At 68.1% G+C, this 12,998-nt stretch carries 7 protein-coding genes; 4 read left to right on the forward strand and 3 right to left on the reverse strand.

Translation table 11 applies throughout. The features are described 5' to 3' along the window. Nucleotides 1–71 precede the first annotated feature (71 nt). The 4 genes from tssF to tssA are packed head-to-tail and all read left to right on the forward strand — an operon-like array spanning nucleotide 72 to nucleotide 6,846. Nucleotides 72–1,907 (forward strand): type VI secretion system baseplate subunit TssF, encoded by a 1,836-nt coding sequence (tssF, locus tag PQB87_RS02500; protein WP_489242524.1) that lies wholly within the window; start codon nucleotides 72–74, stop codon nucleotides 1,905–1,907. Beyond that, on the forward strand, nucleotides 1,871–2,971 hold the full coding sequence (gene tssG / locus PQB87_RS02505) for a type VI secretion system baseplate subunit TssG (protein WP_153487788.1): 1,101 nt from the start codon (nucleotides 1,871–1,873) through the stop codon (nucleotides 2,969–2,971). The genes tssF and tssG overlap by 37 nt, the downstream gene beginning before the upstream one ends. A gap of 44 nt (nucleotides 2,972–3,015) precedes the next feature. Beyond that, a complete protein-coding gene (gene tssH, locus PQB87_RS02510) occupies nucleotides 3,016–5,685 on the forward strand; it encodes a type VI secretion system ATPase TssH (RefSeq protein ID WP_059498631.1) in 2,670 nt (889 codons plus the stop codon). A gap of 39 nt (nucleotides 5,686–5,724) precedes the next feature. Continuing rightward, nucleotides 5,725–6,846, forward strand: coding sequence for a type VI secretion system protein TssA (gene tssA / locus PQB87_RS02515; protein ID WP_059699704.1), 1,122 nt, complete (start codon nucleotides 5,725–5,727; stop codon nucleotides 6,844–6,846). Nucleotides 6,847–6,931: 85 nt separating this feature from the next. Here the strand turns inward: tssA and PQB87_RS02520 are convergent, their stop codons facing one another. From PQB87_RS02520 to tssM, 3 genes are read right to left on the reverse strand one after another with little or no spacing between them, the layout of a single operon-like run. Beyond that, nucleotides 6,932–7,861, reverse strand: a complete 930-nt coding sequence (locus PQB87_RS02520; protein ID WP_489242525.1) for an OmpA family protein — start codon at nucleotides 7,859–7,861, stop codon at nucleotides 6,932–6,934. 4 nt (nucleotides 7,862–7,865) lie between these two features. Next, nucleotides 7,866–8,855, reverse strand: a complete 990-nt coding sequence (gene tagF / locus PQB87_RS02525; protein WP_027788508.1) for a type VI secretion system-associated protein TagF — start codon at nucleotides 8,853–8,855, stop codon at nucleotides 7,866–7,868. After that, complete coding sequence (tssM, locus tag PQB87_RS02530; protein WP_489242526.1) at nucleotides 8,852–12,796, reverse strand: type VI secretion system membrane subunit TssM; 3,945 nt, start codon at nucleotides 12,794–12,796, stop codon at nucleotides 8,852–8,854. The genes tagF and tssM overlap by 4 nt, the downstream gene beginning before the upstream one ends. Nucleotides 12,797–12,998: the final 202 nt, after the last annotated feature.

Raw genomic sequence — 12,998 nt, forward strand, 5'->3', positions numbered from 1 at the left:
CCGCCGAGCGGGCCGGACCGCCCGGTGATGGTTCAGGGTCCGGCAGGAAATATTGAGGTTCGGGGTCGTCGATGGAAGAATTGCTGCCGTATTACGAGCGCGAATTATCGTTTTTGCGGCGCTATTCGCGAGATTTCGCCGAACGCTATCCGAAGATCGCGGCGCGGCTCGCGCTGTCCGGCGAGCATTGCGAGGATCCGCACGTCGAGCGGATGATCGAGTCGTTCGCGCTGCTCGGTGCGCGCATCAACAAGAAGCTCGACGACGATTACCCCGAATTCACCGAAGCGCTGCTGGAAGTGCTCTATCCGCACTATCTGCGGCCGTTCCCGTCGTGCTCGATCGCGCAGTTCACGCCGGCCTCGCCCGGCCAGCAGACCGAGCCGGTCGTGATCGATCGCGGTACCGAGCTGAAGAGCCGCCCGATCCGCGGCGTGCAGTGCCGGTTCCGCACCGCCTATGACGTGACGCTCGCGCCGATCCGCATCTCGGAAGCGCGCTACACGCCGGTCGCGCTCGCGCCGAGCGCGACGGTGCTGCCGTCGAACGCGACGGGCGTGATCTCGATCACGTTCGAGTCGCTCGCCGCGCAGCTCGATCTCGGAGCGCTGAAGCTGCCGACGCTGCGCGCGCACCTGCACGGCGAGCAGTCGTTCGTCGCCGCGCTGACCGACTGCCTGTTCGTCAACGTGCTCGGCGCGTATGTCGAGCCCGAACGCAACGGCCGCTGGACCGCGTTGCGCAAGCTGCCGATCGCGCACGCCGGCTTCGACGAGGACGACGCGCTGATCGACTACCCGGCGAAATCGCATCCCGCGTATCGCCTGCTTACCGAATACTTCGCGTTCCCCGACAAGTTCGATTTCGTCGACTTCGACATCGCGGCGATCGCGCGCGCGACGGGCCGCTGCCAGCGGGCGACGCTGCATCTCGTGCTGCAGGACGTGCGCAGCGATTCGCACGTCGCGCGGCTGCTCGAGCTGCTGACGGCGAGCCACTTCCGCCTGTTCTGCACGCCGATCGTCAACCTGTTCCGCCAGCACGGCGAGCCGATCCGCATCACGCACCGCGCGGTGTCCTACCCGGTGATCGCCGAGGCGCGGCGCGCGTTCGCATACGAGGTGTACTCGATCGATTCGGTGAAGCTCGTCAGGCAGCAGGCGCACGAGGAATCGGTGATCGAATTCCGGCCGTTCTACTCGCTGCATCACGGCGAATCGGCGCGGATCGGCCATTACTGGTTCGCGCGCCGCAACGACTGGGTCGCGCAGAAGAGCCCCGGCTATGAAACCGAAATCTCGATCGTCGACATCGATTTCGAGCCGACGTCGCCGCAGACCGACACGCTGAGCCTCGACCTCACCTGCACGAACCGCGACCTGCCGGCCATGCTCGCGTTCGGGCTCGACGGCGGCGACCTGTTCCAGGAAGGTGGCGCGCAGACGAGCGGCATCTCGATGCTGCGCCGCCCGACGCAGAGCGTGCGCTTCGAGCGCGGCCGCGCCGCGCACTGGCGGCTCGTGTCGCACCTCGCGCTCAATCACGTGTCGCTGGTCGCGCACGGCCTCGCGCCGCTGAAGGAAATGCTGACGCTGTACGACCTGCGGCGCACCGCCGTGTCGATGCGCCAGATCGACGGCCTCGCCGGCGTCGAGCAGCGCGGCGCCGTGCAGTGGCTGCCCGGCAAGCCGTTCGCGACCTTCGTGCGCGGCATCGAGATCCGCCTGACGATCGACGAGGAGCACTTCGTCGGCGCGAGCCTGGCCTCGTTCGTGCGCGTGCTCGACAGCTTCTTCGGGCTGTACGTCCACCTCAACAGTTTCGTTCAACTAGTCGTCGTGTCGAAGCGCACCGGCGAGGAGATCATCCGATGCAAGCCCCGGACCGGCGAATCGATCCTGGCGTAGTCGACGTACTGCTCGACGAACCGCACCGCTTCGAGTTCTTCCAGGCCGTGCGCGTGCTCGAAGGGCTGTTCGCGCGGCAGGCGTCGGATGCGCCCGGCGCGTGGCGGCAGGGCGACGTGGTCGCGCAGCGCATCGAATTCCGCAACACGCTGTCGCTCGGCTTTCCGCCGAGCGAGATCGAAGGCGCGCGCTCGTTCGACGGCGACGGCACGCAACTGAAGACGGACGAGCAGCGCGGCGCCGCGCTCGCGGCCGGCGAGCTCGGCCACGTCGAGCTGACGCCCGCGTTCTTCGGGCTGCTGGGCGGGCAGGGCGCGCTGCCGCTGCATTACACCGAGCAGATCATCGCGCGCGAGCATCTGAAGCGCGACCACGCGGCGCGCGCATTCTTCGACGTGTTCTCGAACCGAGCGACCGCGCTGTTCTATGCCGCGTGGAAGAAATACCGGCTGCCGTTCCATTACGAGCTCGATCGCGACGAACGTTATCTGCCGCTGCTGCTCGCGATCGCGGGCGTGCCGAGCGACGAAGTGCGCGACAGCCTCGCGGCCGGCGTGGGCGGCGTGCTCGACGAGGCCGTTGCCGGTTATGCGCTGGCCGCGCGGCACCGGCCGATGTCGGCTGCATACCTGCAGCGCACGCTGTCCGACTATTTCCGCGTGCCGGTGAAGATCGACCAGTTCGTCGGCAAGTGGTACGACGTGCCGCCCGACCAGCTGAGCGTGCTCGGCGAGGTCAACGCGGTGCTCGGCGCGACGGCGCTGGTCGGCGAACGCGTATGGCAGCGCGACATGCGCGCGCGGATCGTCGTCGGCCCGCTGTCCAAGCGCGACTACGAGGCGTTCCTGCCCGGCGGCGCGCAGGCCATCGCACTGGAGCGGATGCTGACGCTGCTGGCCGGCGTCACGCTCGAATACGAGGTGAAGCTCGTGCTCAAGCGCACCGAGGTCGGCGCGAGCGTGCTCGGCGCCGGCTCGCGGCTCGGCTGGGACGCGTTCCTGTGCACGCGAGACGCGCTTGAGGATCGCTCCGACGCGCGCTACGAACTGCACGTGATTCACTGATTCCGAACGACAACAAACACGCAATCGAACCTGAGATCGACGCCATGAGCACGCCTCTGAAGACCCTGATCACGAAACTGAACCCGCTGTGCCGCCACGCGACCGAGCGTGCGGCGAGCGCGTGCCTGGCGCGCGGCCACTATGAAGTCGATCTGGAGCACCTGTTCCTCGCGTTGCTCGAGGAGCCGGCGGGCGACCTGCCGCTCGCGCTGCGCGCGAGCCGTGTCGATCCGCATGCGCTGCGCGCCGATCTGGAGCGCGAGCTCACGCGCCTGAAGACCGGCAACACGCGCACGCCGGTGTTTTCCGTGCACCTGATCGCGCTGTTCGAGCAGGCGTGGCTGATCGCGTCGCTCGATTCGCAGCTCGGCCGCATCCGTTCCGGGCACCTGCTGCTCGCGCTGCTGACCGCGCCGGATCTCGCGCAGTTCGCGCAGCGGATGTCGTCGCAGTTCGCGGAAGTGAACGTGACGGACCTGAAGCACAAGTTCGACGAAATCATGGCCGGATCGAGCGAGGCCGAACCGCGCCAGGGCGATACGGAAGACGGCGGCCTCGCGCCGGCAGCCGACGGCGCGGCGCCCGCGGCGGGTCCGTCGAAGACGCCCGCGCTCGACACGTACACGACCAACCTCACGCAGCGCGCACGCGACGGCAAGATCGACCCGGTGATCGGCCGCGAAGCCGAGATCCGCCAGGCGATCGACATCCTGATGCGTCGCCGCCAGAACAACCCGATCATGACCGGCGAGGCCGGCGTCGGCAAAACGGCGGTCGTCGAGGGCCTCGCGCTGCGCATCGCGGCCGACGACGTGCCGCCGCCGTTGCGCGGCGTCGCGCTGCACGTGCTCGACATGGGGCTGCTGCAGGCCGGCGCGAGCGTGAAGGGCGAGTTCGAGAATCGCCTGAAGAGCGTGATCGACGAGGTGAAGAAGAGCGCGCACCCGATCATCCTGTTCATCGACGAGGCGCATACGATCATCGGCGCGGGCGGCCAGGCCGGCCAGAACGACGCGGCGAACCTGCTGAAGCCGGCGCTCGCGCGCGGCGAGCTGCGCACGATCGCCGCGACGACGTGGAGCGAATACAAGAAGTACTTCGAGAAGGACGCGGCGCTTGCGAGACGCTTCCAGGTCGTGAAGGTCGAGGAGCCGAGCGAGCCGCTCGCGGCCGCGATGCTGCGCGGGATGTCCGGCCTGATGGAAAAGCACTTCAACGTGCGGATCCTCGACGATGCGATCACCGAGGCCGTGCGTCTGTCGCACCGCTACATCAGCGGCCGCCAGCTGCCGGACAAGGCGATCAGCGTGCTCGACACCGCGTGCGCGAAGGTCGCGCTCGCGCACAGCGCGACGCCGGCGGCGATCGACGACACGAAGAAGCGCATCGAGCGGATCGACGCGGAAATCGCGTCGCTGGAGCGCGAGGCGGCCGGCGGCGCGGCGCACGACGAGCGGCTCGGCGAGCTGCGCGGCGCGCGCGACACGGCGCTCGAACAACTGGCGAAGGACGAAGCGCGTTATGAAGCCGAGCGCGTGATCGTCGCCGAAATCACCGAACTGCGCGACACGCTCGACAAGGCACGCGGCCCGTCGGAAGACGGCCAGCCGGTCGACGTGCAGGCGACCCGCGACAAGCTCGCCGAGCGCGTCGCGGCGCTGCACGCGCTGCAGGGCGGCGAGCCGATGGTGCCGCTGCAGGTCGACGGCCATGTCGTCGCCGAGATCGTCGCCGCGTGGACGGGCATTCCGCTCGGCCGGATGGTGAAGGACGAGATCGACACCGTGCTGAACCTGCAGCCGCTGCTCACCGCGCGCGTGATCGGCCAGGACCATGCGCTCGACGCGATCGCGCAGCGCGTGCGTACCGCGACCGCGAACCTCGAGGATCCGAACAAGCCGCGCGGCGTGTTCATGTTCGTCGGGCCGTCGGGTGTCGGCAAGACCGAGACGGCGCTCGCGCTGGCCGACATCCTGTACGGGGGCGAGCGCAAGATGGTCACGATCAACATGAGCGAATACCAGGAAGCGCACAGCGTGTCGGGCCTGAAGGGCTCGCCGCCGGGCTACGTCGGCTACGGTGAAGGCGGCGTGCTGACCGAGGCCGTGCGCCGCAACCCGTATTCGGTCGTGCTGCTCGACGAGGTCGAGAAGGCGCACCCCGACGTGCTCGAGATGTTCTTCCAGGTGTTCGACAAGGGGGCGATGGACGATGCGGAAGGGCGCGAGATCGACTTCCGCAACACGCTGATCATCCTGACGTCGAACGTCGGTTCCGCCGCGGTGATGCAGGCGTGCCTGAACAAGCCGGCCGAGGAACTGCCCGATCCGGATGCCCTTGCCGAGACGCTGCGCCCGCAGCTGTACAAGACGTTCAAGCCCGCGTTCCTCGGGCGGATGAAGGTCGTGCCGTACTACCCGATTTCCGACGACGTGCTGGCCGAGATCATCGAGCTGAAGCTCGAGCGGATCCGCCGCCGGATCGAGGCGAACCACAAGGCGGCGTTCGAATGGGACGAGTCGCTTGTCGACGCGGTGCTCGCGCGCTGCACCGAAGTCGATTCGGGCGCCCGCAACGTCGACCATATCCTGAACGGCACGCTGCTGCCGGAGATCGCGGGCCACGTGCTCGGCCGGATCGCCGACGGCGCGGCCATCGCGCGCATCGCGGTGCGCGCGGACGAGGCCGGCGAATTCACGTACACCGTCGAATGAGCGCGGCCGCGCATCACCCAGCATTGATGAACTGAAACCATGCCGATCAATCTCCCCGAGCTGCTGACGCCGATCAGCGATGCGTCGCCCAGCGGCGACGACCTGCTGTTTTCGAACGAATTCGACGCGATCCAGGACGCGCGGCGCTACGACGATCCGACGCTCGACCAGGGCGAATGGGTGACCGAGATCAAGGAGGCCGACTGGGGCTTCGTCGTCGATCACGCAGGCGAGCTGCTGCGCACGCGCACGAAGGACCTGCGGCTCGCCGTGTGGCTGACCGAGGCGCTCGCGCTCGAGGACGGCATCACCGGCCTCACCGAAGGCTATGCGCTGCTCGAGGGCCTGTGCCGCGACTTCTGGGACACCGTGCACCCGCTGCCCGAAGACGACGACATCGAGCACCGGCTCGGCAACGTCGCGTGGCTGTCCGGCCGCACGGCCGAGCTGCTGCGCGCGGTGCCGTTGACGGACGGCGCGTCGAACGCGTTCAGCACGCTCGACTGGGAAGTGGCGCAGCACGTCGCGCAGGCCATCAAGCGTGACCCCGAACACGCGGACGACATCGCACGCGGCAAGCCGTCGATCGAGCAGATCGATTCGTCGCGGCGCGTGACGTCGATCGCGTTCTACACGGCGCTGCTCGCGAACCTGAAGGCGTTCGAATTCGCGCTCGATGCGTTCGAGGAGCGGCTCGTCGAGCGCGCGGGCGATTCGGCGCCGAGCTTCCGGCAGGCGCGCGACGCGTTCGAGACCGTGTACCGGCTCGCCGAGCGCTTTGCGCGCGAGCAGGGTTATACGGGCAGCGCGCCGCACACACAGTCGGCACCGCAGGCGCAACCCGAGCGCATCGAGCCGGTGTTCGGCAATCCGATTCAGACCGAGGAGACTCACGTGCAGCCGCAGCCCGTTCCGCGCGCCCCGGTGACGCAGATGATCGCCGGCATCCAGAACCGTGCGCAGGCCGTCGACCAGTTGCGCGCGGTCGCCCGCTATTTCCGCCAGACCGAGCCGCACAGCCCGGTCGCGTATCTTGCCGACAAGGCGGCCGAATGGGCCGACATGCCGCTGCACAAGTGGCTCGAGAGCGTCGTGAAGGACGACGGCTCGCTGTCGCATATTCGCGAACTGCTGGGCGTGAGGCCGGACGAGCAGTCGTAAACGCGAAACGGGCGGCGCATCGCTGCCGCCGCCCGTCGCCTGCCGGGCCGCTTCGCACGAAGCGGCCCGTGACATCCCTCTACGCTTACTGCCCCACCCGGAACTCGATCCGTCGGTTCCGCGCCCGCCCGTCCGCCGTATCGTTCGGCGCGATCGGCTGATCCGGCCCGACGCCCGTCGTCGTCATCTGCTGCGGCGGGATGCTCTTCGTGATCAGGTAACCCTTCACCGCATCCGCGCGCGCCTGGCTCAGCGCGATGTTCGACGTGCGGTTCCCCGAGTTGTCGGTGTGGCCGATGATGTCGACCGTGCGGTTCTGCATCTTCGCGAGCGCGGCCGCCATCTGGTCGAGGATCAGCTTGCCCTGCGGCGTGAGCGTTGCGCTGCCCGTCTCGAACTCGATCGTCCGGTTCGCGAGCGTCTGGTCGAGCACGCCCTGTTCGGATGCCGATACGCGCAGCCCGTTCCTGATCGTATACGTCGGGTTCAGCGTGTTCGCCATGTCGCTCGCGAGCTGCTGGCGCTGCGCTTCGTTGTGCACCTCGCCCTTCATCTCGATCTGCGTGCCGTTGATCTTCAGCTGCCCCTTGCTGATCTGCTTGAGCTGCGCGCCGAGCAGCTTCTGCACGTTCGCGCTCCAGTTCGGCGGCGTTGCGACGTCGCCGACCTCGATCTGGTCGACGACGTTCGTCGCGCCGTAGGTATCGCGCAGCTTCTGCAGCACGGCGGCCTTGGTCGCCTCGTCGGGCACCTTGCCGCCGACGACCACCTGGCCGGGTGTCGCGGCTGCGGGCGGCGGCGTGATGGTGCTCGCGGTGCCGGCCGTGCCGTGCACGACGGCGCCTGACGCCGTCCCCGGTGCGGCACCGGTGTTCGCGGGCAGCGCGGTCGTCGCGACCGTGCCGTTGCCGATCGGCGTGACCGTCGCGCCCGTGTTCTGCGCGAAAGCCGTGCCGCTGCCGATGAACAGGCCGGAGGCGAGGAGGGCGGCGAGGACGTGATTCATGCGATGCATCCCGTCAGCCTCCGATGAACGCTTCGCGGAACGCGTCGATGGCGACGCGCAGCGAGAGTTGCGGTTGGTCGAGGTAGCTGACGAGCTTGCTGATCTGGTGATCGTTTTGCGCATGGGCGTCGATCCACTCGGGATCGTCGATGTCGATGTTGTGGGCGGCGTAGGTCTGCGGGTCGACGACGCTCAGCAGCGTCTTGGCCGACGCGCCGTTGAAGCCGATGATGAGCCGTTCGCGCTCGGCGATCGTGCCGATGAAGATCGCGAGCTCGAAGTCGGCCTGCGCGACGAACGGCGCGATCAGTTCGAGCCAGAACGCGGCGACGAGGCTGCGGTAGAACGGATCGACCGGCAGCGGCAGCGTGAGGCCGCGCTCGATGTGCGACGAGCCGCTCTGCATCACCGGCCGCAGCAGCGAGCCGAGCGCGAGCATCGCGCCGCGCAGCCGCACGGGATGACCGCTGTCGAGCAGCATCTCCTGGAGGCCGTACAGCGACTGGTGTTCGACGAAATCGTTGAAGGTGCCGTCATGCGACGTGCCGGGGCCGCCGACGTCGATCGGCACCTGCGTGTCGCCGAGCGCCTGCAGCGCGCCGGGCGGCTCGTCCTTGCCCAGCAGCGGCGGGATCTGCGTGGCGACGCGCGACCACAGCCGCGCGAACGCCAGCGGGCTGCGCGCGAGGAACGCGAGCGGCCGGTCGACCTCGAGCGCCGTTGCGCCGAGGAACGGGAAGCGGCGCATCGACACGTCGTGGCTCGCGACCATGTGGCCCGCGATCGCGAGCTTGCTGCGCGAGCCGAGGAACGCGAAATGCATCGGCTTCGCATCCTCGTAGACGAGCTTCCAGCGCGGATCTTCCGCGAGCAGTTCGAGCGCCTGCGCGATCCAGCGGTCGAGCGTCTGCAGCAACTGCGGATTGTGCGGGCTCTTCACGAAGTCGCCGCGCGACGGAATCTTGCCGAAGTAGGCGATTTGCGCCTGTACGGTTTGCGTCATTGCGCCCCCTGTGCATTCGTTGCGTTGGCGGCCGCGACGGCCGGCGCTGCGCCCGGCGTACCCGTGCCGGACTGGGTCGCGTTCTGCGCGGCGCCCGCGCTCGCGTCGGCGACCGACGACGGCAGCTGCAGGCCGCGCAGGCTCTGCTGCTGCGGCTGGTCGCTGCCCCCGCCGCCGGACGGTTGCGACGTGCTGATGATGCGCATCGTCACCGACACGTTCACGCTGCCCTGCGTCCACGTCAGGTCGAAGGTGCCGTCCGGACGGCGCTTGCGTTGCGCCGAGTTGATCAGCTTCTCGAGGCCGTAGCGGCCCGGCTCGTTGACGAGCTGCACCGTGCGGCCGTCGAAGGTCGTCGCGGACAGCGTCGCGCCCGGCGAGCCCTGCGGGTTCGGCCACACGAAGTTGGTCCACTGCGGCGGCGTGTTGCGGTAGCGCAGTTGCTGGCCGTCGATCGCGATCGTGTATTCCGTCGTGCCCGTGCTCGGCTGCGGCAGGATCTGGAACACCGTCTGCGGCTCGGACGACGCGGCCGCACCGCCTGCCGCACCGCCCGCGAGCGGCGCGACCCAGCGCGCGAAGCCGTTCGTGAAGTCCGGCGTGAGGCCGATGCCCATGTCGCCCCACGTGCGGGCGGCGAGGGTATCGCCGCGGCGCACCGCGAGCGGCCCGAGCGTCGTGCCGACGAACTTCGCGATCGAGCCGTCCGGACCGAACACCTGCGCGATTTCACCGGCGCCGGCCTCGACCTTCGCGCTCGCCGCGAACGGGTACTTCGTCGCGAGCGAGTTCTGGAACGGCTGGTAGACCTGCGCGTTCCACACCTTGTTGACTTCGGCGCTGGCCGGCTGGATCACGACCGCGAACGCCTGCATCAGCGGCCGCACGAGCAGCGGACGCAGCGACTTGCGTTGCGAATCGGTGAGGCCGGTCAGCATCTGTTCGTCGACGAGCTTCAGCGAATCGGCGAGTTCCGAACCGTTGCCGTCGAGCGTCTGCTGCATCAGCTGGCGCGCGCCCGGGCCCGGGTCGCCCTGGTTCTTGATCACGTTGAAGCGCGTGCGGACCTTCGACAGCGACTCCATGTAGCCCTTGAGCATCGACGTGCCGTCATGCACCGCGACGATCCGCGCGAGCCCGATGAATTCCTGGCCGATCGGACCCATCGGCACCTCGGCCGGATTGCCGTTGATGTCGATGTTGGCGGCCGCCACCTGGCCGGCCGGCGAGCGCGAGAACAGTTGCTTGACCCAGTTCACGACCCCCGTCTGCGCCTTCTTGATCGTCACGTTCGCGAGCGACGGGTTGTCCCACGACGTCTGGTCGTACGCGGTCTCGAGGATCTTGCGGATCGGCGAATCCTGCGGGTCGCCGAGGCGGTTCATCCCGTCGACGGCCTGGCCGAAGCTGCTGAAGCCCTGCACGGCGATGCCCTGCATGAACTTCTGCCAGTGCTGCGCATACTCGGTCTTGTACATGCCGACGAGCGTCTTCTGGATCTGCTCGGGGCTGCCCTCGAGCGTCAGGTCGTCCTGCGTCGACGTGTTCAGCACCCAGTCCTTCGCCTGCAGTTCCTTGGTCGCCGCGTCGCGGATCGCCGGCTGCACGTAGTCGAACCACGCTTCGCGCGTGAACGTGCCCGGAATCGCGTAGCTGCCTGCCACGAGCCCCTGGTTGCCGTCGCCGACAATGCGCGCGATGGTCATCGGCGCGAAGCGGGTCGACGCGCGTGCCTTGATTTCCTCGTACACGCGCTGGCGGGCCGGCATGCCGCGCACGACGCGGCGCAGGTTCTCGCGGGTCTGGTCGACGAGCGCGAGGTTCGCGTCGATCATCGGCCAGTCGTCGTCGTTCACGCGCGACAGGTAGAACGAGATCATGCGCTCCGCGCTCTTGATCATCTCGTCGCGCGGCATGTTGCCGCGATTCGTCTCGAGCCAGCCGCGCCAGAAGCGGGCGAGCTGGTCGGTCAGGTGTGCCTGTTCGACGTGACGCTTGTCGGACAGCATCAGGTACGTCTTGAGCGCGTTGTACGCGTCCTGCACGTTGGTCGGCGACGCGTCGCTGTAGAGGCCGCCCTGCGGAGCGGCCGGCTGTTGCGCTGCGGCCGGCGCGGTGCCGGACGCGGCCAGTGCGGCACCGGCCTGCGGCGCGGCGCCTGCCGCGTTCGTCGAGACCGGAATCGCGCCACCCTGCACGGCGCCCGATTCGGGCGGGCGCGTCATCGGCACGAGCTGCTCGGGGTGCGCGTTCACGTCCTTCATGAACGACGCGAGATTTTGCGACACGGGGGCCAGCAGGATCTGGCGCACGCCGTTGTAATACTCGGTCAGCAGGTGCTGCTCGAGACGATCGCCCTGGTACAGGCCGAGCGACACCGAGACCGGCTTGTCGCGGCGGAACTGCTCGAGCTGCTCGATCCGGTCCTCGAGGATGTCCATCGCCTGCAGGCGCGACTGCAGGTCGTTGCGGCCCTGCTGCAGGCGCGTGACGTTGTCGAGGTCGGCCTGCACGTTCGCGACGAGCTGCTGGTTGCCGATCGTCGACCAGGTCCAGCCGCCCAGCGCGAGCGCGAGCGCCGCGACGAAGCCGAAGAAGGTCGCGTAGCGCAACCGGGTCTTGGTCGGGCTCGCGAACTGCCGCACCGTCTGGCGGTCCGCGAAGATCACCTTCGAGAACAGGTCGCGCAGGAAGAAGCCGTTCTTCGAGAACGCGCTGTGCGGCTTCGGCAGCGCGCTGCCGTCGAGGCCGAAGCGCTGCGCGATGCGCTGCGCGGCCGCGCTGTTGGTTTCGCCTTCCTGCAACGCGCTGGTGAAGTAGAAGCCACGGAAGATCGGCTTGTACTGGAACGGGTTGTTCTCGAACAGCGTCGCGAGGAACGCGCGCAGCGACGGCTTGATCGTCGAGAATTCGAGCGGGAAGCTCAGCTGGCCCGGCGACAGCTGGTTGCCGCGCGACAGCGACAGCTGCGCGACGCTGATTTCCTTCAGCCCTTCGTACAGTTCCTCGAAGTGCGTGTCGAACTGCGCGACCACGTCACGCTTGTCGTCGGGCTCGTAGGGCAGGGTGGCGCCCCACACGCGGTCGTACTCGTGCTTGTCGCTGCTGCTGAAGAATTCGGTGAAGCCGGTGATCAGGTCGGCCTTCGTGAACATCACGTAGACCGGCGCGAACACCTCGAGCTTCTCCGTCAGCTCCTGAACGCGCTGGCGGAGGTTTTTCGCGAGGTTGATCGCGAATTCGGGGCGGTTGCCGGTGAGTTCGGCGATGCTCGCGGTGACGATGATGCCGTTGATCGGCGCCTTCGGGCGATAGCGCTTGAGCAGGCCGAGGAAGCCGAGCCATTCGCTGCGATCTTCCTCGTGCACCGAATAACGGCCGGCCGTGTCGAGCAGGATCCCTTCGGTCGTGAAGAACCAGTCGCAGTTGCGCGTGCCGCCGATGCCGTGGATCACGGCGCTGTTCTTGTCCGCGAACGGGAACTGCAGGCCGGAATTGAGCACGGCGCTGCTCTTGCCCGCGGCCGGGTTGCCGATGACGATGTACCACGGCAGTTCGTACAGCGCGGAGCCGCCCGACACCTGGCCGATCTTCGACGTCTTGATCGTCTTCACCGCGTCCGACAGGCGCGTGCGCAGCACGTCGAGGTCGGCTGTCTTCGCGTCGGGGGCGAGCGCGGCGGCGGCGGGCGCGGCGATCTTGCCGGTTTCCGCCTGCTCCTCCAGCACCTGGCCGAGCTGCTGGTTCGCGCGCTTCACGCGCCAGCGGCGCCACAGCGCGACGACGAGCCACAGCGCGAGGATCGCCGCGAACGCGATCGCCGCCCACAGGAGCGGCAGCTGCAGCATGTCGGCGACGATGAAGAGGATGGCCGCTAGCGCGACGATCCCGACGATCGAGAGCGTACGCGGATGAGTCAGCACGTTGAGGATGCGTTGCATAGGACGTTCAGGTTCCGGTGCGATTCGGTGAGGCGACGCAGGCGCGTCGAGCGGCAAGGGTGGCGCCGCGATGTGTCGCCATGCTGTCAAACGGGATGAAGGGGGCTGGCATCAATGCGCCCGCGGCATCGGAGAAGGCGCGCGCATTAACGAAAGGACGCTGTGAGATTTAAAACGGAAGCGGCGGCCGGAAAAAATCGCG

Source organism: Burkholderia sp. KL41 (assembly GCF_057005415.2).